The sequence below is a fragment of the Eisenbergiella massiliensis genome (assembly GCF_003435485.1).
Genome location: NZ_QVLV01000003.1, coordinates 374292 through 393729, shown reverse-complemented (window position 1 = coordinate 393729; position 19438 = coordinate 374292). Strand labels below are relative to the sequence as shown.

Sequence of the window (19438 nt, the reverse complement as noted above, 5' to 3'; positions counted from 1 at the left end):
TTCCGGGGGAGGAGGCGGAAAATATGTTTTCAGAATATATTTATTTATCCTTTATCTGGCGTCCCTCCGCGTTCATATGATATCCATCACGGTAAATCAGCTCGGAAACAGGGACGATTTCATAGCCCTGCCCTTTTATATTGGTAATCAGGGTATCCAGTGCGTCCGCCGTGTATTTTGCCCCATTATGGCACAGGATGATGGAGCCGTTTCCCAGGTGCTTGTTGGTGCAAACGGTACTGATGATGGAATCCACGCCGTAATCCTTCCAGTCGAGGGAGTCCACATCCCACTGGATTGGATAGTAGCCGCATTTGGTGGCTGTTTTGATGACATCGTTGTCGTAATCGCCATAAGGAGGACGGAACAGAAACATTTCATAACCGGTCAGGTTTTTTACCTTATCGTGTACTTTCATTATCTCCTGTTCTTTTTCATCGTTGGAAAGCTGACTCATATTTTTATGGTTTTCGCTGTGGTTGCCCAAATCGTGTCCGGCATTAAGGATGGCTTTTACGTCGTCTGGATAGCTTTCCACCCATCCTCCGGTTGCAAAAAAGGTTACATGGATATTGTGTTTGGCCAGTATCTCCAAGATCCTTTGTGTATCTTCGTTTCCCCAGGCGGCATCAAAAGAAAGCGCGACCTTTTTTTCATCAGTTTCCACGCAATAAATTGGGAGTTCTCTTCCGTTAATGGTGCTTGAAACGGAAACAGCTTGAGGGACAAACGTGGTAACGCATTTTACAAATGCAACCACACCCAGGAGAAAAAGAGCGGATTTAATTACCTGGTTGCGCAGATTGGTCTTAAAGTCCTCCGCCTCCCGGAGCCTCTTTATCTTACATTGTATGAGGTGAACAAAATCTTTAAACATAAGCTGCACCCAGTAAATCTATTGTTACAGTATATGCCGCTGATAGGTGGTTATTCCGCGAGACATGAGGGGACAAATTGATTTTCTGTTATCCACATGTTAAAGACACTAGATATAGGCAGCTGTTTCCTTACTATACGACATCTTGAATTTTTGGTGGATAATGTGGATAACTATGTGGATAGTATGGGGAAATAATGGGGACAACCTTGTGATTAGATAAATCCCGGGTAGCTGCTAAGAACAAGGCAGAGTTGGCTGAGCAGGCGGAGGCTGCCGAAAAGGGGATTCTGCGCCCCAAATTAAGCCGTCAAAAGAAAAACAAGCATATCCGTCAGGCCCTGGCAAATAGGTTTTTAACTTTTTTTAAATATTCTTGAAATTACGAAGAATAAATGCTAATATTATAAGGTCAATAAATTGACCGTAAATAAATTGATTGAGGGCGAACTGATATGACCAAAGAGGATAAGAAAAATGCATATCTATATTGTAAATTTAGAGATGAACAGTTTGCTTTATATGATGAATATGCAAAACGCCACGGTATGTTAATGAAAACGTTGTTGGTAGTAAATACCCTTTTTTATGCAAAGGATGGAATGACACAGACCGAAATATGCCGACGGACATTTCAGTCTAAGCAGACTGTAAACTTAATCATTAAAAATCTGCTTGCAGAAAACTATGTTACTGTTGATGAAGTGCCGGAGAACAAGAGGAATAAAATTGTTCAAATGACCGAGGCGGGACGGTTATATTGCGAAAAGGTTGTCAGGCATATCACATGGGCAGAGGATACAGCGATGTCAATGTTTACGGCAGAGGAACAAAAACAACTGATTGACCTGTCAAGGACATTTACAAAAAATTTAACTTTACTTGTAAATCAGGAAACGGAGGAAATCTGAAAATGATTATCAATACCGGCGGACGGACAGATACCGTCCAATATTACACGGAATGGCTCTTAAACCGCTTTTCAGAAGGGTATGTGCTTTCGCGCAATCCATTATTTCCAAATAAAGTGACGCGCTATGAGCTGACCCCGGACACAGTAGACTGCGTTGTTTTCTGCTCTAAGAATTACAAGCCCATACTGCCGCGGCTGCATGAAATTACAGACCGTTTCCATACCTATTTCCATTACACAATTACGGCTTACGGAAAGGATATTGAGCCGGGTGTCCCGGGTATAGAAGAAAGCATGGAAACACTGATAAAACTGGCTGGGCTGGTGGGAAAACAACGAATTGCATGGAGATATGATCCCGTCTTGCTGACAAAAGAATATACGGTACAACGTCATATAGAAACTTTTGAAAAAATGGCAAAAGTGCTTTCCCCTTACATTGACCGCTGTATTTTCAGTTTTGTGGAAATGTATAAAAAGCTGGAAAGTAATATGCCGGAGCTTATTCCCCTGTCTGAGCAGGATAAAGACGCGCTGGCCCAGGGACTTGGCACTATTGCGGAGAAAAACGGTATTTCTATTCAGACCTGCGGAACAAACGGGGATTTTTCCCGCTATCATATCCATTCTTCTGGCTGTATGACGCTTGATATTTTGGGGAATGCCAACGGTATTCTATTTAAGGACTTAAAGCATAAAGGCACACGACAGGGCTGCCACTGTATCGAGAGCCGGGATATAGGGGCTTATGATACCTGCATGAACGGCTGTAAGTATTGCTATGCTAATAAAAACCCGCAGAAGGCATTTGAAAATTACAAATACCATGACAAGACTTCTCCGCTGCTGCTTGGAGTGATAAAGCCGGACGACACTCTTATACAAGGAGCGCAGAAGACTTTCCAAAAGGTGAAACGCTATGACTGAAACGATTATCAATGAAATTGAAACAGGAAATATTTTGTCAAAATCTAATTTACCTGTTTGTGAATACTCTGTAAACCCTTATGTAGGTTGTACCCACGCCTGCAAATATTGTTATGCCTCCTTTATGAAACGGTTTACAGGACATACGGAACAATGGGGGACTTTTTTAGATGTAAAGCATTGGAAAGAAATTAAAAATCCGGAAAAATATAAAGGAAAGGAGTTATTTATCGGTTCTGTCACTGATCCCTACAATCCACAGGAAGAAAAATACAGGCGTACAAGAGCTTTGCTTGAACAGTTAAAAGGCAGCGGTGCAAAATTAAGCATTGCCACGAAATCTGATTTGATATTGCGTGATTTAGACCTGATAAAGACTTTCCCCAATGCCCGTGTTTCATGGTCAATTAACACACTGGACGAAAATTTCCGGGCAGATATGGATAATGCTGTTTCGATAGAACGGCGGCTTGCCGCCATGAAAGCGTTTTATCTTGCAGGTGTCCGTACTACCTGTTTTATTTCCCCGATATTTCCGGGAATTACGGATATAAAAGCGATTATCCGGCGGGCAATGTCGCAATGCAATCTAATCTGGTTGGAGAATCTCAACCTGCGGGGTGGTTATAAAAACGTCATTATGGAGTACATACAGGAAAAATACGCACAGCTTTTGCCTTTGTACCATGAAATATACGATTGTAAAAACCGCAGCTATTGGACAATGCTTGACAAAGAACTAAAAGCCTATGCCGCTGAAATCGGGCTTGACTATGTAACAAATGATGACAGCATGACAAGGGACTTTAATGCCCCTCCCGTCATTGTCAACTATTTTTACCATGAGCAAATAAAAAAATCTGCAAGAAAGGACAATGGAAGCCATGCCGGAACTGCCCGAAGTTGAAACAATAAAAAGAGTGATTGAGCCGCAGATACAAGGACTTATCATTGAAAAGGTTATAGTAAAACGACCAGAAGTAATAGCTAATCCCGCAGCAGAAGAATTTTGCAGGCTTCTGACCGGACAAACCATTTCCCATATGACACGCAGGGGAAAATTTCTGATTATCCAGTTAAACAGTAATGATCGTATTATCCTGCACTTGCGAATGACAGGCTGCCTGCTGTTTACCCCGGCAGACTACCCGGAAGAAAAGCATACGCATATTATTTTCAGCCTGAATAAAGGCAAGGAATTACGGTTCTCTGATACACGCCGTTTCGGACGTTTTTGGTTACTCAAAGAGGGTGAAGCCGATACATACAGCGGGATTGAAAAATTGGGTATAGAGCCGCTTGACAGGGAGCTTACCGCCGGTTATCTGAACGCTCATTTGGGAAAACGAAAAAAAAACGTGAAGGAATGTCTGCTGGACCAGAGCATAATTGCAGGTATAGGCAACATCTATTCAGACGAGATTTTGTTTACTGCGGGGATTTATCCGGCATGTCCTGCAAAGAATCTGAAAATGAAAGAATGGGAACGCCTTGCCGCTACTATCCCGGAGTGTATTTCTTATTTTATTGAGGTGAACAAAATAACACCGGAGGACTACCTGGAAACCAAAGGGCAGGACTACCGCAACACACCATTTTTACAAGTCTACGGGCGGGACGGTAAGCCCTGTCCAAAATGCGGGGAAGCACTCCGCCGTATTGTAATTGGCGGCAGGAGCAGCGTGTACTGTCCTGTCTGCCAAAAAGATTGATAATAAGGAATTAGTATGATAAATGCAAAGGAAATTTATTACATTCTATTAAAGGCATACGGCCAACCCCGCTGGTGGTCTGATGACCCGTTTGTTGTTATGCTGCAATCGGTCCTGGTACAGAACACCACGTGGAGCAGCGTAGAAAAGACTTGCGCTATGTTTGTCAATCAGCTCACCCCGGAATATATTGAGGATTTATCGACGGAAGAATTAGAGCAGATTATCCGCCCTTGTGGATTCTATAAGGCAAAAGCCCGGACAATACAAGCCCTTACCGCATGGTATCGCAAATATCATTTTGATAGACAGGCTGTTCATGAAGTACCCATGCCGCGGCTGCGGAAGGAATTACTTTCTATACGTGGGGTTGGTGCGGAAACGGCAGATGTCATTCTTGTGTATGCATTTTATAAAGCGTCCTTTATTATTGACGCATATACCCGACGTTTTCTTTTCCGGCTCGGCTATAATTTTTCTGACGACACTGCCATAAAGCTTTTTTTTGAAAAGGAATTGCCAGAGGATGCGCAGTTTTACGGTTGGTATCATTGGCTGATTTTAGAGCATTGCATTTCTGTTTGTAAAAAAACACCTAAATGCGATATTTGCTTTTTAAATGGGGATTGCAGACAAAAACTGCCAAAATAAAAGCGTTGATATGATGAAGTTAAGATACCGCTGCATTGTCCGAAAGGTAAGCATGAGACGTTAATCAATATCCGGCAACTGAACTTATCCGATATCACAGAGACAGACACAAAGACGTTGAGCCGATAGCATGCAGATTAGAAAATGCGGTTATCGGCTCTTTTTTCAACACACAAAAGCATCACTTCCGATACATGCGCGGCGTTACTCCAAAAAACCTGCGGAACATCTGCGAATAATAACTCTGTCCGCTAAAACCGCACCTGGAAGCAACCTCCCCAATGGAGCAGTCGGTATTCAGCAGCAGCTCCTGGCTTTTTTTCAGACGATAGAAAATCAGATAATCAATGGGCGATTGGCCCATATATCTGGTGAAAATCTGGCAGCATCTGCTTCGGCAGACCTTGCCGGCCGCAGCGATATCGGAAAGGGTTACATTTGACTGATAGTGCGTATGGATGTATTTTGTCATGTCGTACAGGCTCAGCCATTTTGCATCATGGATATCGCCGTGAGCATCCGATTGGATCATTGGAACCACCGCGCCGCATAATGCCAGCATATAGGATAGTGTAAGAAAGACATTGGGGTTGCCCGTTTGTATCTCGTGCAGTATCTTTGGATAAAGAGAGAGTTCCGCTTTATTGCTGTCCTTTTTTAACAGCACATAATCACTACATTCAGGGGTTGTTTTGCTGGCCATAAGCTGTTCCACCGCAGGGAGTTCCTTCGGAAGCAGTGAGGGAGAAACGGTAATTACAAGATATTTGCATGGAGTAAGCTCGCGGGAATAATTGTAATGCAGCCTTTGGCTGTTGACAAATATACCGTCTCCAGTTCCCAGATGAACATTTTCTCCATTAATAAAATAATCCATTACGCCTTCCAGCACCAGATTGAATTCAAAATCAGGATGGAAGTGACAGCCAACGGTATATTGGTTTTGGTTTGCCAGTTTCCCGATTCCGGCATAAAGCGGAAAGTCGGGGATAGGATAAGGCAGAATTTCCGATAAATCCGATAATATTTCAAGTCCCATATTTACCTCATAATATACGATACTTATAATATAATATTCTTTATTGATAAAAGTAGCAATATTCTTATGATATAATTATAAAAAATTTGGCAATGACCGAGGTATCAGTCGATGATAAGTAAAACAAAAACCCATATTGATGCAGACAAAATCGGGGAACTGCTTGCACACGCATTCGGGGGAGACGTAAAGGCTATTGAAATTACCGAACTTAATGAAGGTCTGTTTAATGCCTTATATTCGCTTCGTCTTTCAAAGCCGGTTTTGGAATTGGAGGAAATTATTCTGAAGCTTGGGGTTCAGGATGGAAAGCATATTCTGCATTATGAAAAGGAAATTCAGAAAACCGAGCTTTATGTTTACCGTCTGCTTCCCGGTATCGGTGTGCCGGCTCCCAAAATTCTTTATGCGGACTCCTCGCATACGCTGATTAACTGCGATTACTTTTTTATGGAGAAACTGACAGGCGACACCTGGGAACATTTGAAAGCACACATTACCCCTGAAAATGAAGCTGATCTTCAAAGGGAGCTGGGTGAATATACCGCAAAGCTCCATTCTGTAAAGGGTGATTATTTCGGATATATCAAGGAGGATGAGTCCTATCATTATCCCTCCTGGCGGGAAGCCTTCCATGCATTTATTGATCGTATGGTTGAAGACGGAATCCGTGATGGTGTAAAGCTACCGTATGATGCGGTTTATGCTGCGCTTGAACCCTGCTGGCATCTTCTCGACGAGGTAAAAACGCCCTCCCTTGTCAATTTTGATATGTGGTCTAAAAACATTTTGCTGAAAAAAGAAAACGGAATATATCATATTGACGGTATAATAGATCATGAGAGAGCCTTCTACGGCGATCCGGTTGCCGAATTTATTTCATCACAGACAATCTGCGGTAAAATTGAGGACGCCATTTATTTCAGGGAAGGATACGAGAAGGTTCACCCGTTTGTGTTCGGTGAAAATGAAAAAATACGGTTGAAAATGTACTGGGTATATGTGGCGCTTTTGATTGGTGTAGAGATATACCGGTATGAACTTGAAGACAGAGAAGAAACAATGCGCAGACACAGTGATATGCTGCTCCAGGCGCTTGAAGCGTTAAAATAATGATCAGATAAAGGACGGAATGATGATGAAAGCAAGAATTATATTATCTGCTGATAAAAAAGATTTTTACAAAGAATTATTTTCCCTCGCAATACCGATAGGAATGCAGAATCTGCTGGTAGCCCTTATTAGCGCAACTGATGCCCTGATGCTCGGGCGTTTTTCACAGGATGCTGTTTCCGCAGTTTCTCTTGCCAATCAGGTGGTATTCATTATGAATCTGTTTATCGGCGCGGTAGTTGGCGGCGGCGGAGTGCTTTTAGCTCAATATTGGGGCAAGGGCGACAGGACCATGGTAAAAAACATATTCTGTACCATTCTCAAATGGGCATTTGGAATATCCCTTGTGTTCTTTGCGTTTGCCATGTTCATTCCTGAAACACTTATGCGGATTTATACGCCCGAACCGAAGCTTATTGAGATTGGAACATCCTATCTGCGTGCGGTGGCGTTTTCCTATCTGTTCTCAGGTATTACCAACTGCTATTATCTTATGATGAAGCTTGAGGGAAAGGCTGTTAAGAGTGTTTATATCTCTGTCGTAACCCTTATTACCGATATGGTAATTGACCTTTTCCTCATCTATGGTCTTTGCGGAGTCCCCAGGCTGGGTGCAAACGGCTCAGCATATTCTACTGTTGTCGTTGAGCTTGTGGCGCTTGTGTGGTGCATCACCGAATCTCATAAAAAAGGCAGCCTTCGTCCCGATTTACAGGGGTTCAAGTGGTTTTCAAAAGCAATCACAAAGGATATGTTCAAGGTATCGCTTCCCATGCTTGGGAGTTCTCTTGCCTGGGGATTGGGTTTCTCGCTGCACTCCTTAATTATGGGGCATCTTGGTTCGGATGCGACCGCTGCCGCATCCATTACCTCTGTGGCGCAGGAACTGATTACCTGTGTTTGCAAGGGCATCTCCGCCGGTGCGGGCATTATGGTGGGCAAGCTGCTCGGCAGGAATATGTTTGACAAGGCCAGGGAGTACGGGAAACGTTTCTGTTATATTTCCTTTTGGACAGGCGGTATACATATGGCGCTGCTTTGTATTCTGGCGCCTGTTGTTACGATATTCTTTGTGCTGTCTGAGACCGCAAAACAGTATCTCATTATGATGCTTTTGTTCAGCGGTGTTTATGTGTTTGCATACTCGATTAATACGATAGTGGTATGTGGTGTTTTCCCGGCAGGCGGTGATTCCAGGTACGACGCCATCAGTGTGTTTTTTGCTTCCTGGTGCTTTGCCCTGCCGCTGGCGCTCCTGGGGACGTTCGTGTTTGATTTGCCCGTAATGGTAGTGTACATTCTTATGTGCGCTGATGAAATCGTAAAGCTTCCGTTTATACTTCCACGGTATAGGAAATATCTGTGGCTGAAGAACCTGACGAGGGAGGAGGATGCGGCGGCATAACGGTATTTCCCGACAGCCTCCTTTTATGTTTTTGTTCTGTATTCATTGGGCTTGCCCTGAAACTAATGTTGGAAAAACGGAGTTTTTAATAATATACCGCAAATGAATAATAAAGATAACAAATAGAAAATAGCACAAAAAAAAGAATTCCTTTATAATACAGATTGAAAGAAGCTGCCGGTAAATGGAGGATAAAATTTATGGGTAAACCGAAATTCAGTCTGATGGATAAAACCTTGAACCCGGAAATTGTAGACGGGAAAATGAATGCTTTTGTCAAAGTACCTTATGGCATACAGGTACGGCTTTCACATCCGCTCGGAAAGGATGGTTACGGCAGGGTAACTGTAGACGGGATACCGATTTCCAGAGGGAAAATATTTAAACTGGATATGGTAATCAAAGCGGATGTGCTCTATCTTCCGGTGGGGGAAGTGGCGCGGGAATTTGACAGGGAATATACCCTGGAGCTGACCGGATTTAAGACGGCGGAGGGAGTTCCCTATCCTGACTGCAGCTTTAAAATCAAAACAACAGCCAAAAGCAGACCGGACCCTGCCTTTGCCGAAAATGATGAGGTGGCTCTGGAAGCGGCAAGAGAGGGAATGGTGCTGCTTCGGAATGAAAAGGGGGTGCTTCCGTTAAAAGAAGGCGCTGTACTGAACTGCTTTGGCAGAGGCCAGTATATGTACCGCAACACTTCCACCGGGGCATCCATGATCAATCCCAGGTGGCAGCCGGATTTTATGGATGCGATAAAGGAGCACAGCAGCTTTTCTGTGAATGAAGAGCTTTCCGCGCTGTACTGCTATCTGCAGGATGTGACGCCCGGGGGAAATATGCTGGAAAAGGCCAAGGAGCAAAGTGACACGGCAGTGATACTCATCAGCCGCACCAGCGGGGAATTCCTGGACAATCACCCGGATAAGGGCAGCTATTATCTCACCGACGACGAAGAGGCCATGATAAAAGCGGTAACGGCTGTTTTTGACAAAACTGTGGCGATTATCAACAGCGGCTTCCCCATGGATATTGCCTGGACACAGAAGTATGGCATAGATGCTGTCGTTTATACCGGTTTTACCGGAATGTTAAGCTCCTATGCCCTGATGGAGATTTTAGACGGGCGCACCAATCCCAGCGGAAAGCTTCCCGATACCTGGGCCAGGGACTATTATGATTCCCCGGCGGCTCATAACTTTATCAATTTCAAAGAAGGGGACGAGATTCCGGGAGAAAAGGACAAGGGAGTAAGGCTTTATTACGAAGAGGATATCTATGTGGGGTACCGTTACTTTGATTCCTTCGGAAAGGCTCCGGCCTACAGCTTCGGCCATGGCCTCAGCTATACTGATTTTGCCCTGGAGACAGGAAAGCCTTCCTTCGACGGAAACAATGTGACGCTTCAGGTAACAATTACCAATACAGGTAAGCGGGCGGGAAAGGAAACTGCCCAGTTGTATCTTCATGCGCCGGAGGGAAAGCTGGAGAAGCCTTACAGGGTTCTTGCCGCCTTTGAGAAAACGAAAGAACTGAAACCGGGGGAGAAGGAATTGCTGGCCCTGACCGCATGCGCTTCTGATTTTGCCTCCTTTGATGAAGAAACCGGGAGTTATCTTCTGGAGGCTGGGACCTACGAGGTGTATTGCGGTAATTCTCTGGCAAAGGCTGTCCTGGCGGGCTGCTTTACAGTTGGGAAAACGGAAACACTGCGTACCGTAGAGCGGGTCTGCCGTCCGGTGGAGGAGTTTAAACGTCTGAACAGGGAAAACGGAACAGCGGAGGCGGTATCACAGCTGGTTGATCTGGATCAGCGAATCCGCGTCAGGGCGCCCCGTCCTTCCTATCAGCCCCTGCCTTTGAAAAAACATACGGGGAAAAAAATCATTTATGCGCAGGTGAAGGAGAACCCCGGCCTGATGGATGAATTTGTCTCCCAGATGAGTGATAAAGAGCTTTGCCGGATGAACGTCTGCGGAGGCAGCAATTGGTATCTGCCCTGGCAGAACGGTGAAGCGGGAAAGACCAACGTGATCAAAAAATACAAAATGCCCCGGATGCTGGTATCGGACGGAAATACCGGGATTAATGTAAAAAAGAAAAATATCGGCATGCCCTGTTCCGCCTCCATTGCCGCCACGTTCAACAAGGAGCTGGCTTACAGGGTGGGAAGCGTGATCGCAAAGGAGTCAAAGGCGCAGAATATTTACCAGAATCTGGGGCCGGGAATGAACATTCACAGAAATGTGCTTAACGGAAGGCATCCGGAATATTTTTCAGAGGATCCTTATCTGGCGGGCATGATGGCGGGGATGCACGCAAAGGGGATGGAGGACAATGGAGTGGGAAGCTGCTATAAGCATATGTTCTGCAACAACTCCGACACCTCCCGCAAAGGCAGCCACAGCATCGTTTCCGAGCGTGCCCTGCGGGAGATTTATTTCCGGGTATTTGAGGTGGCCATTGCGGTGCAGAAGCCCAGTGCGGTAATGACAAGCTATAATGCGGTGAATGGCATTTATCCGGCGGAGAATGCAGATGTAATTCAGAAGCTTATCCGGGGAGAGTGGGGCATTGACGGCATGGTAATGACCGACTGGGGTACCTATGATACCGTGGATGCGGTGGAAATGGTGAAGGCCGGAAACTGCTGGCTCACCGAAGGAAGTAAGAAATACAGCAGGCTGCTGGAGCAGGCGGTAAAAGAGGGGAGACTTTCCAGAGCCGTTCTGGAGCGGAATGTGCGTTCCGTTATTTCCACAATGCTGAAGCGGGTGTAAAGAGCGCCTGTTACAGAGCAGCTTTGAATTCCGAAGGCGTCATGCCATTGCGCTCCCGGAAATGCTGTGTAAAATAACTCTGAGAGCAAAAGTGAAGCTGTTCGCTGATTTCCTGTACATTATAAGAGGAATTGGCGAGCAGCATTTTTGCGTAATCCAATCTTGCATTTCGGATAAAAATGCGCAGATCACTCCCATATTCTTCCTTGAATTTCCGGGACAGGTAGTAAGGGGAATAGCCAAAGTGGCCGGCGATTGCGGGAAGATCCAGATCCTCGGTCAGATGGACGGAAACATAGCTGATACAGTCCCTGACGAAGGAGGTGGGGTATTCGTTCACCTTGACCTCATGTACCCGGTGAATGTAATCATCCAGCATAATCTCATTGATATTGCCCAGCTCCGACATAGAGGAGCAGTTTTCTATATTCTGGATATATTTGTCGCTGAGCGTATAAGAAAGTTCAGGGTTTAAGCCGCCCCGGATGGCCGCTCTGGATACGATAATAACCGAAGACAAAAGCAGGTTTTTTAACTGCCTTAAGGGATTGCCGGCGCTGAGGCGTCCCGGATTTCCGCCCAGCGGCATTTTGTTCATGGCTTCCCGATAATTCAGATTTCCCTCCTCTACAAGCCTGGTAAGGGAACATTCATATAGCCAGGTGCCATGCTTATCCTCCGGCTTTTCTTCCGGGGAGCCGCCCGATGCGCCGGATTTTGTCTGATAATTAAAATGATGCAATCTGATTTCTTCTCCTGTGGCGCAGTAATGAAGCATAATGCCGTACTGCAGAAAATTGGTCAGGGATACCACAGGAATCATCTGGAGAGTTTTTAAAAAGTCATTTTTCATACGGAGCGACAGGTGAAGCCCGGAAAGCTGCAGCTCCAGATTCTTGAGGGGAACCGTATCGGCAAATGCGGGCCCGATGACATGGATGTAGGTGAGCTGGCCGTCTTCCTTTTCATAAGCGGCAATCCACATCAGGTTCAGCGAATTGGTGATAAGAAGAGGGTAGTCCTGTACGGCGCCGGCCTGCAGGGCGTCTTCGTAAGAGTTTTCCAGAGCAAAGAAACAGTTGTTTTCTTCCGCGGCGTCCGGTGATGAGGACAGTAATTCACCCTTTACATTATAGGTCCATTGAGAAATCCCCAGGCTGCAATGGATCAGTTTCTGAAATAAATCCAGTCGTTGTCTGCTCTCAAACATAAATACCCCTTTTCTGATTATTCACTCAGATAATCTTCCAGAATGTGTAAGTCACCCGTCAGGCTGCAGGTGATTATGCTATTTGAAATAAGCGTATTTCCGGTGCCAAGGGAAACAAAAATGTATTGGGAAAGTGTGGATTTTAAATTCAGGGAATCCCCTTCCTGTGTTTCAAGAAAGACATCCCCGCCGCACTTTTTTACCTGACTGAGAAAAGCGGGCAGATCTGCGTTTTCTTTCAGCTTCATAATTGATACCTCCCGGTTCAGTGTATAAGCTTATTTTACCGTTTCTGTATTAAAAAATCTATTGTTTGTTTGCGAAAATTATAAGCAATTATCTATACAACCGAAACAGGACAAAAAGACAACAATTATAGCAAATGAAAAATAACGCAGGACAGCTATTTTAAATATAATCAAATTATATTTTTAATACACAGGAGGGATACAGATTATGAGTAAGAAAAAGGCCGACAGAGCGGACAGAGTACCGTTTGGCAAGCTGCTGGCATGGCAGACAAGACCGATTTCGTTGGGGGCGGTTACGATTATTATCGGATATCTGTCAATGTACTGTACGGATACCCTGGGGATGCCTGCAGCGCTGGTTGGAACCATACTGCTGGCCAGTAAGGTTTTTGACGGCGTGACGGATTTGTTCGCAGGCTGGTTAATTGACAATACCAATACCAGATGGGGAAAAGCAAGGCCGTATGAACTGAGCATCCTGGGCGTATGGATCTGTACATGGGCGCTTTTTGCCACGCCGTATGAGTGGAGCATCACAGCGAAGTCCATCTGGATTTTCATCATGTACACGCTTATTTTTTCCATATTCTCCACCCTTTTAAATGCTGCCGAAACACCGTATATCATTCGGGCATTTGGAGATCCCATAGCGATTACCAAGGTTTCCGCGTATGGCGGTATCCTCATTACCATTGGCTGTATGGTAGTTTCCGTATCCTTCCCGATTATGGTTGCCAGGGCTGGGACCTCTGTCAGCGGCTGGAGACAGATGATGTTTATGTATGCCGTGCCTTTGGCCCTTATCGGACTTCTCAGAATGTTTTTTGTAAAAGAGGATAAGGCACCTGACGCAGATAAGGAAGAGAGGGTTACGGTAAAAAGCATCCTTGCCGTTCTTAAGAAAAATAAGTATGTATGGATGCTGGGAATCGCCTGCGCATGTCCACAGCTTGTTACAGGTATGGCGGCAGCGACCTATTATTTTAAGGTAGTTGTGGGAGACATCGGAAAATTTTCTTCAATTCAGATATGCAGTATGCTGGTTCTCTTTGTGATGCTTGTCTTCCCCGCGTTAATGAAGAAGTTTTCCGGTATGCAGCTGGTAGGCATGGGCGCGGCAGTGGGTATTGTCGGCTATATAATCAACTTCTTTGCAGGTTCTAATATGGTATTGCTGGTAATCGGCTTCCTGCTGGCAGGAATTTCGGCGCTGCCCACATCCTATATGAGGGCTCCGATTAATCTTCAGCTTGCGGAATATAACGAGAGCCTGTCACTGCCCCGTATGGAAAGCACCATGGGCTCCGCGGTTAATTTTGTATGTAAGATCGGCCAGGGCCTGGGCTCCTTTATCATCGGCATACTGCTCAGCGCGGCAAGCTATGATGGGCAGCTGGCTGTACAGCCGGACAGCGCGGTGCTTATGATCCGCCTGTTATACAGCTTTATTCCGGTGGTATTTATGATAATCATGCTCTTATGTACCAAGGGCTTCATGCCTCTTGACAGGATGAGCAAACATGGCAAGTAATGCCGCAGAGGCAGGGAGGCTTGATAAATGAGAACAATTATGGTCATGTATGATACCCTGTGCAGGAATTTCCTGTCCCCTTATGGGAACACATGGGTACAGACGCCTAACTTTCAGCGATTGGCAGAGAAATCCGTCACCTTTGACACAAATTATGTGTGCAGCCTGCCCTGTATGCCGGCAAGGCGGGATCTGCATAACGGCAGGGTGAACTTTCTGCAAAGAGACTGGGGGCCGTTGGAGCCGTATGATGATTCCATGCCGGAAATACTGAAAAATCACGGGATTTATTCCTGTCTGATCTCCGATCATTATCATTATTGGGAGGATGGCGGCTGTACCTATCATAACAGGTACAGCAGCTGGATTTCCCACCGCGGGCAGGAGGGTGATTTCTGCCGGGGGACAAAGGAGGTCGTGGAATACATAACGGGATTGGGAAGCAGAATCACAGATCCGCGGACAGCGGGTGAGGTGCCGAAGGTACAGGACGCGGCAAACCGCAGGTTCTGTCAGTCGGAAAGGGAAATGCCCCAGGCGGAAACCTTTGCGGATGGTCTTGCCTTCATCAAAGAAAACCGGAATAACGACAACTGGTTTTTACAGATAGAAACCTTTGATCCCCATGAACCCTTTTTCACACAGAAGGAATGGAAGGATAAATATCCTGAGTTAGCCGGATATACAGGCAGCAAAACCGACTGGCCGGCATATGACCCCGTGAGGGAGAATGAGACAGCGGAAGATATCGGGTATGTCCGCCGTTTATATGCGGCCCTGGTGTCCATGTGCGACAGTTACCTGGGCAAGGTGCTGGATGCCATGGATGAGTACGATCTTTGGAAGGATACCATGCTGATTGTGAATACGGATCATGGATTCCTGCTGGGGGAACATGACTGGTGGGGCAAGTCCATTATGCCGGCCTATGAGGAGATCAGCCACACGCCGCTGTTCATCTATGATCCGGTGAGCAGGATACAGAACCGGCGCAGGATGCAGCTTACCTCGGCCATAGATATCCCCGCGACGATCCTGGATTTTCATGGTCTGGAAATTCCGGAGGATATGCAGGGACACAGTCTGCTTCCTGTCATCAGGGAAAATCAAAAGGTCAGGGATACGGCGCTTTTCGGCTTTCATGCAAGTCATGTGGCGATTACAGACGGACGGTATACCTATTTCAGGGCCCCCTTATATACGCAGGAAAGCAATTGCTATGAATATACCTTAATGCCCACCCGTATGCGCCGGCCATATTCGGTAGAGACGCTCCGCAGCGCGGTTTTGGCAGATCCTTTGCCGAACAGTAAAGGCTGCCCGGTGCTTAAGACAAAATCAGAGATTTGTTACGTCAGCCCGGTTAACTTCGGGACCAGGCTTTTCGATGTCTCCGTGGATCCGATGCAGAAGAAGCCTGTGGAGGATGACGATGTGGAGGCCGGGCTGTCAGATATACTTTATTCGGAAATGGAAAGGGCGGGAGCACAGCCGGAGCAGTTTGTGCGGCTTGGACTGGAGAGAACCAATACGCCGGAGGGGATAGCAGAACTTCGTAAAAAGGAGAATTTATCGCAGACCCCGGCATTTATTCCGAATGTAAAGTGGACCCAGGAAGCAAAAAATGCCTGGCGGGCGATTCAGAGGATGCTGCCGCCGGAGGCAACAGAGGCAGTGGGCAAAATGCTGCCGGCCATCAGGGCGGGACATGAAGACAGTCCGGTAACATACGATAATATAACGGGCGTTTTAAAAAGGATGCTGCCTCCGGAAACGCAGCCTCAGCTGCTGTATTATCTGACATTGGTTGCAAGAGCATATTAATTTACGGGAGCCGGGCAGATGGGGACAGAGATTCTACCCGGCTCTTACTGAGCAGACAGGGACAGAAAAATGGAAGCTGGTATTGACAGAAAACGTGGCGCGCACGATATTTTTACAAATAAATATGAACTGGAATATTTCCCGGCTCCGGGCGGAGGGAAAAAGCCCTTCGCGCTGATCTGCCCGGGCGGAGGATACCGGTTTGTCATGAGCTGCATTGAGGGAGAGCCTTATGCAAGAGCATTGAATGAAAAGGGGTATACCGCCTTTGTGCTTCGCTATCGTACACGGAAAAAGGGCAGATTCCCGGCACCCCAGCAGGATATTGCCAGAGGTGTGCGGGAGATTCTTGAAAATGCGGAGAAATATGAGGTACAAAAAGAGGGGTATTCCGTTTGGGGATCTTCTGCGGGAGGCCATCTGGCAGCCGGCTTTGGCACAAAAGAGTATGGCTACCTTCATTTCGGCCTTCCCAAACCCGGCGTTTTGATTCTCTGCTATCCGGTAATTACCATGGGGAAGCAGACCCATCCGGGCAGTGCCGATAACCTGCTTGGGAAAAAGGCACCCGCGGAAGAACGCAGACGGCTCAGTCTGGAATATTGGGTCACAGAAAACTATCCGCCCACTTTTTTGTGGAACAGTGAAGCGGATGAGCTGGTCCCTCCGGTAAACAGTGAACTATTAGCGAAAGCATTGAGGGACAACGGGATTCCCCATGAGTATGTCCGGTATAAAACCGGGGCGCATGGTATTGGCCTGGGAACAGGGACCGAGTGTGAAGGCTGGTTTGAGCTGGCAGTGGCATTCTGGGAACAAAACAGAAAACAGATGGGGTGATGGAATGAAAAAAGAAAGCTTTAATAAAGATTGGCTGTTTGTAAGTAAGAAAAGCGAGATAAAAAAACGGGTAACGCTGCCCCATGACGCAATGCAGGGAGAGGAGCGCAGAGCGGATTGTGAGAGCGGAAGCGCCGGCGCTTATTATCCGGGCGGCGTGTATGAATATGAGAAGCATTTTACTGCGCCGGAACAGTGGGCGCAACAGCATATTGTTTTTGAATTTGAGGGTGTCTACAAAAATGCCAGGGTGTATATTAACGGTAAGGAGGCCGGAGGGGCGGCCTATGGCTATATTCCCTTTTTTGTCTGCGCCGACGGCCTGCTTGGCTACGGAGAAGATAATGTAATTAAGGTAACGGCGGATAATTCCAGGCTTCCTGACAGCCGGTGGTATACAGGCGCGGGAATTTACCGTCCCATATGGCTGCATACCGGCGGCAAAACATATATCGAACCGGAAGGAATCCGGATAAAAACCCTGGATTATCGGCCCGCCAGAATTCAGGCGGAGGTACTGGCAAGCGGGGGCGAGGCTGAAATAGAAATTCTGGATCAGGGAAAAGTAATTGCCGCCGCGTCGGGAAAACGGGCGGAAATGACATTGCCGGACGCCGTGCTTTGGAGTGAGGATACGCCTTATCTGTATACCTGCCGCGTCACACTGAAAGAAAACGGGAAAACAGTGGATACGGCGGAAACCGCTTTTGGCGTTCGTAAAATCGAGTGGGGCAGCAGGGGGCTTTTCATCAACGGAAAGGAAACCCTGCTCCGGGGCGGATGCCTGCATCATGATAACGGGATTTTAGGAGCGGCCGCTTATAAGGAAAGTGAGTGGAGACGCGTCCGGCTTTTGAAGGAGGCAGGGTATAATGCCATCCGTTCCTCCCATAATCCTGCCAGCAGGGCGATGCTGGAGGCCTGCGACGCTCTGGGAGTCTATATGCTGGATGAAACCTGGGATATGTGGTACAGCAAAAAAAGCAGGTATGACTACGCGGAGGATTTTGAGGCTAATTATAAATATGATCTCAGAGCCATGGTGGAACGGGACTATAATCATCCCTGCGTCATTATGTATTCTATTGGAAATGAAGTCAGTGAACCTGCCTTTGAGAAGGGAAGGAAGCTGGCCGGGGAGATGGTGGATTATGTGCACACGCTGGATGACAGCCGCCCGGTAACCGGTGGGATCAACCTGATGATTATCGCCAAATCTTCGAAAGGAAAAGGCATTTACAAGGAGGACGGAAGTGGTGCGGATACTGCCGGCAATGAGAAAAAAATGCAGGGGATGAGCAGCACCATGTTCAACATGATTACCTCCATGGTGGGGAGCAGTATGAATAAGGCGGCAAATTCCAAAACCGCGGACGCGGTGACAAGCCCGGTCCTGGATACGCTGGACATTGCGGGATACAATTATGCTTCCGGCAGATATCCGCTGGAAGGCGCGGCGCATCCGGAACGCGTGATTTTCGGCAGTGAGACGTTTCCTCAGGATATATATAAAAACTGGGAGATGGTCAGGAAATATCCTTATCTGATTGGGGATTTTATGTGGACCGCCTGGGATTACCTGGGGGAAGCCGGGATTGGGGCCTGGGCATACACGCCGGACGGAAAAGGCTTTAACAAGCCTTATCCCTGGCTGCTTGCTGATGTGGGAACCTTTGATATTTTAGGAAATCCAAACGGAGAACTGTTTTGGGCGCAGGCTGTCTGGGGCTGTTTAAAGAACCCGGCCATTGCGGTACAGCCGGTAAATCATGACAGAAAGCCGGCCAAGGGAGCCTGGAGGGGCACCAATGCGATTCCCTGCTGGAGTTTTCAGGGATGCGAGGGAAGAAAGGCTGTTGTGGAGGTTTACACGCAGGGAGCGGCTGCGGAATTGTTCCTGAACGGAAAATCCCTGGGAAAAAAGAAAACGAAGGAATGCAGGGCTGTCTTTCAGACAAAGTATGCGCCGGGCAGACTGGAGGCCGCAGCCTATGACCGGGACGGGAAGGAAACCGGCAGAAGCGTGCTGCAGTCTGCGGACGGCCGGATTGGGATCTCGCTGATGGCGGAAAAGAATCCGGTAAAAGCCGGGGAACTGGTCTATGTGGATGTGGCGCTGACGGATCAGAACGGCAATCTGGAAGGAAATGCTGACTGCAGACTGAAGGCGGAGGTCCGGGGAGCAGAGCTGATGGCCTTCGGAAGCGCCAATCCCAGGACGGAGGAACGCTTTGACAGCGGAAGCTACAGCACCTATTATGGCAAGGCCCTGCTGGCGGTCCGTGCGGCAGAAAAAGGCAGCATTTATGTGAAGGTAAGCGGGGAAGCGGGCACAGCAGAGATTACGATAAAAGCAGAGTAAGGG

The 19438-nt window shown here is 47.0% G+C and carries 17 protein-coding genes; 13 read left to right on the top strand and 4 right to left on the bottom strand.

From position 1 onward, the window contains the following. Nucleotides 1–40: 40 nt before the first annotated feature. A complete protein-coding gene (locus DXC51_RS06860; RefSeq protein ID WP_117544122.1) occupies nucleotides 41–877 on the bottom strand; it encodes a polysaccharide deacetylase family protein in 837 nt (278 codons plus the stop codon). Nucleotides 878–1332: 455 nt separating this feature from the next. Between DXC51_RS06860 and DXC51_RS06855 the strand changes: the two genes are divergently transcribed. Genes DXC51_RS06855 through DXC51_RS06830 form a run of 6 tightly spaced genes read left to right on the top strand, consistent with a single transcriptional unit; the run spans nucleotide 1333 to nucleotide 5209 of the window. Continuing rightward, nucleotides 1333–1788, top strand: a complete 456-nt coding sequence (locus DXC51_RS06855; protein ID WP_021634465.1) for a MarR family winged helix-turn-helix transcriptional regulator — start codon at nucleotides 1333–1335, stop codon at nucleotides 1786–1788. Between the two features lie 2 nt (nucleotides 1789–1790). Then, nucleotides 1791–2717, top strand: coding sequence for a DUF1848 domain-containing protein (locus DXC51_RS06850; RefSeq protein WP_117544121.1), 927 nt, complete (start codon nucleotides 1791–1793; stop codon nucleotides 2715–2717). After that, entirely contained in the window at nucleotides 2710–3624 is a 915-nt protein-coding gene (locus DXC51_RS06845) for a radical SAM mobile pair protein B (RefSeq protein ID WP_035320945.1), read from the top strand. Before DXC51_RS06850 ends, DXC51_RS06845 begins: the two co-directional genes overlap by 8 nt. Next, entirely contained in the window at nucleotides 3593–4429 is an 837-nt protein-coding gene (mutM, locus tag DXC51_RS06840) for a bifunctional DNA-formamidopyrimidine glycosylase/DNA-(apurinic or apyrimidinic site) lyase (protein ID WP_243003141.1), read from the top strand. The genes DXC51_RS06845 and mutM overlap by 32 nt, the downstream gene beginning before the upstream one ends. A gap of 15 nt (nucleotides 4430–4444) precedes the next feature. Then, nucleotides 4445–5080 carry an endonuclease III domain-containing protein gene (locus DXC51_RS06835; RefSeq protein ID WP_117544120.1) on the top strand — a complete coding sequence of 212 codons (636 nt, stop codon included), beginning with the start codon at nucleotides 4445–4447 and terminating at the stop codon, nucleotides 5078–5080. A gap of 24 nt (nucleotides 5081–5104) precedes the next feature. Further along, on the top strand, nucleotides 5105–5209 hold the full coding sequence (locus tag DXC51_RS06830; protein WP_117544153.1) for a cysteine-rich KTR domain-containing protein: 105 nt from the start codon (nucleotides 5105–5107) through the stop codon (nucleotides 5207–5209). 52 nt (nucleotides 5210–5261) lie between these two features. Here the strand turns inward: DXC51_RS06830 and DXC51_RS06825 are convergent, their stop codons facing one another. Continuing rightward, entirely contained in the window at nucleotides 5262–6119 is an 858-nt protein-coding gene (locus DXC51_RS06825; RefSeq protein ID WP_117544119.1) for a helix-turn-helix domain-containing protein, read from the bottom strand. Nucleotides 6120–6230: 111 nt separating this feature from the next. Between DXC51_RS06825 and DXC51_RS06820 the strand changes: the two genes are divergently transcribed. The 3 genes from DXC51_RS06820 (at nucleotide 6231) to DXC51_RS06810 (ending at nucleotide 11417) form a co-directional block, all read left to right on the top strand. After that, nucleotides 6231–7232, top strand: a complete 1002-nt coding sequence (locus tag DXC51_RS06820; RefSeq protein ID WP_117544118.1) for a phosphotransferase family protein — start codon at nucleotides 6231–6233, stop codon at nucleotides 7230–7232. A 19-nt stretch (nucleotides 7233–7251) separates the two neighbouring features. Then, nucleotides 7252–8637, top strand: a complete 1386-nt coding sequence (locus tag DXC51_RS06815) for an MATE family efflux transporter (RefSeq protein ID WP_081745277.1) — start codon at nucleotides 7252–7254, stop codon at nucleotides 8635–8637. Between the two features lie 200 nt (nucleotides 8638–8837). Then, nucleotides 8838–11417 carry a glycoside hydrolase family 3 protein gene (locus DXC51_RS06810; protein WP_117531589.1) on the top strand — a complete coding sequence of 860 codons (2580 nt, stop codon included), beginning with the start codon at nucleotides 8838–8840 and terminating at the stop codon, nucleotides 11415–11417. A 10-nt stretch (nucleotides 11418–11427) separates the two neighbouring features. Here the strand turns inward: DXC51_RS06810 and DXC51_RS06805 are convergent, their stop codons facing one another. Together DXC51_RS06805 and DXC51_RS06800 are read right to left on the bottom strand one after the other, a co-directional pair. After that, nucleotides 11428–12627, bottom strand: coding sequence for a helix-turn-helix transcriptional regulator (locus DXC51_RS06805; protein WP_025488720.1), 1200 nt, complete (start codon nucleotides 12625–12627; stop codon nucleotides 11428–11430). Between the two features lie 17 nt (nucleotides 12628–12644). Beyond that, nucleotides 12645–12875: a hypothetical protein gene (locus tag DXC51_RS06800; RefSeq protein WP_025488721.1), complete on the bottom strand. Its 231-nt coding sequence runs from the start codon at nucleotides 12873–12875 to the stop codon at nucleotides 12645–12647. 208 nt (nucleotides 12876–13083) lie between these two features. On the opposite strand from DXC51_RS06800, the gene DXC51_RS06795 reads away from it, so the two are divergent. The 4 genes from DXC51_RS06795 (at nucleotide 13084) to DXC51_RS06780 (ending at nucleotide 19435) form a co-directional block, all read left to right on the top strand. Continuing rightward, nucleotides 13084–14409 (top strand): MFS transporter, encoded by a 1326-nt coding sequence (locus DXC51_RS06795; RefSeq protein ID WP_025488722.1) that lies wholly within the window; start codon nucleotides 13084–13086, stop codon nucleotides 14407–14409. Nucleotides 14410–14436: 27 nt separating this feature from the next. Beyond that, nucleotides 14437–16233, top strand: coding sequence for a sulfatase (locus DXC51_RS06790; RefSeq protein ID WP_025488723.1), 1797 nt, complete (start codon nucleotides 14437–14439; stop codon nucleotides 16231–16233). Between the two features lie 69 nt (nucleotides 16234–16302). After that, nucleotides 16303–17073: an alpha/beta hydrolase gene (locus DXC51_RS06785; protein ID WP_025488724.1), complete on the top strand. Its 771-nt coding sequence runs from the start codon at nucleotides 16303–16305 to the stop codon at nucleotides 17071–17073. A 4-nt stretch (nucleotides 17074–17077) separates the two neighbouring features. After that, nucleotides 17078–19435, top strand: a complete 2358-nt coding sequence (locus tag DXC51_RS06780) for a glycoside hydrolase family 2 TIM barrel-domain containing protein (RefSeq protein WP_025488725.1) — start codon at nucleotides 17078–17080, stop codon at nucleotides 19433–19435. The last annotated feature ends 3 nt before the right edge of the window (nucleotides 19436–19438 follow it).

What these genes read in the sequence shown, in the direction of transcription:
- DXC51_RS06860 (WP_117544122.1), bottom strand. Translation starts at nt 877, where the DNA reads ATGTTTAAAGATTTTGTTCACCTCATACAATGTAAGATAAAGAGGCTC.
- DXC51_RS06855 (WP_021634465.1), top strand. Translation starts at nt 1,333, where the DNA reads ATGACCAAAGAGGATAAGAAAAATGCATATCTATATTGTAAATTTAGA.
- DXC51_RS06850 (WP_117544121.1), top strand. Translation starts at nt 1,791, where the DNA reads ATGATTATCAATACCGGCGGACGGACAGATACCGTCCAATATTACACG.
- DXC51_RS06845 (WP_035320945.1), top strand. Translation starts at nt 2,710, where the DNA reads ATGACTGAAACGATTATCAATGAAATTGAAACAGGAAATATTTTGTCA.
- mutM (WP_243003141.1), top strand. Translation starts at nt 3,593, where the DNA reads ATGGAAGCCATGCCGGAACTGCCCGAAGTTGAAACAATAAAAAGAGTG.
- DXC51_RS06835 (WP_117544120.1), top strand. Translation starts at nt 4,445, where the DNA reads ATGATAAATGCAAAGGAAATTTATTACATTCTATTAAAGGCATACGGC.
- DXC51_RS06825 (WP_117544119.1), bottom strand. Translation starts at nt 6,119, where the DNA reads ATGGGACTTGAAATATTATCGGATTTATCGGAAATTCTGCCTTATCCT.
- DXC51_RS06820 (WP_117544118.1), top strand. Translation starts at nt 6,231, where the DNA reads ATGATAAGTAAAACAAAAACCCATATTGATGCAGACAAAATCGGGGAA.
- DXC51_RS06815 (WP_081745277.1), top strand. Translation starts at nt 7,252, where the DNA reads ATGATGATGAAAGCAAGAATTATATTATCTGCTGATAAAAAAGATTTT.
- DXC51_RS06810 (WP_117531589.1), top strand. Translation starts at nt 8,838, where the DNA reads ATGGGTAAACCGAAATTCAGTCTGATGGATAAAACCTTGAACCCGGAA.
- DXC51_RS06805 (WP_025488720.1), bottom strand. Translation starts at nt 12,627, where the DNA reads ATGTTTGAGAGCAGACAACGACTGGATTTATTTCAGAAACTGATCCAT.
- DXC51_RS06800 (WP_025488721.1), bottom strand. Translation starts at nt 12,875, where the DNA reads ATGAAGCTGAAAGAAAACGCAGATCTGCCCGCTTTTCTCAGTCAGGTA.
- DXC51_RS06795 (WP_025488722.1), top strand. Translation starts at nt 13,084, where the DNA reads ATGAGTAAGAAAAAGGCCGACAGAGCGGACAGAGTACCGTTTGGCAAG.
- DXC51_RS06790 (WP_025488723.1), top strand. Translation starts at nt 14,437, where the DNA reads ATGAGAACAATTATGGTCATGTATGATACCCTGTGCAGGAATTTCCTG.
- DXC51_RS06785 (WP_025488724.1), top strand. Translation starts at nt 16,303, where the DNA reads ATGGAAGCTGGTATTGACAGAAAACGTGGCGCGCACGATATTTTTACA.
- DXC51_RS06780 (WP_025488725.1), top strand. Translation starts at nt 17,078, where the DNA reads ATGAAAAAAGAAAGCTTTAATAAAGATTGGCTGTTTGTAAGTAAGAAA.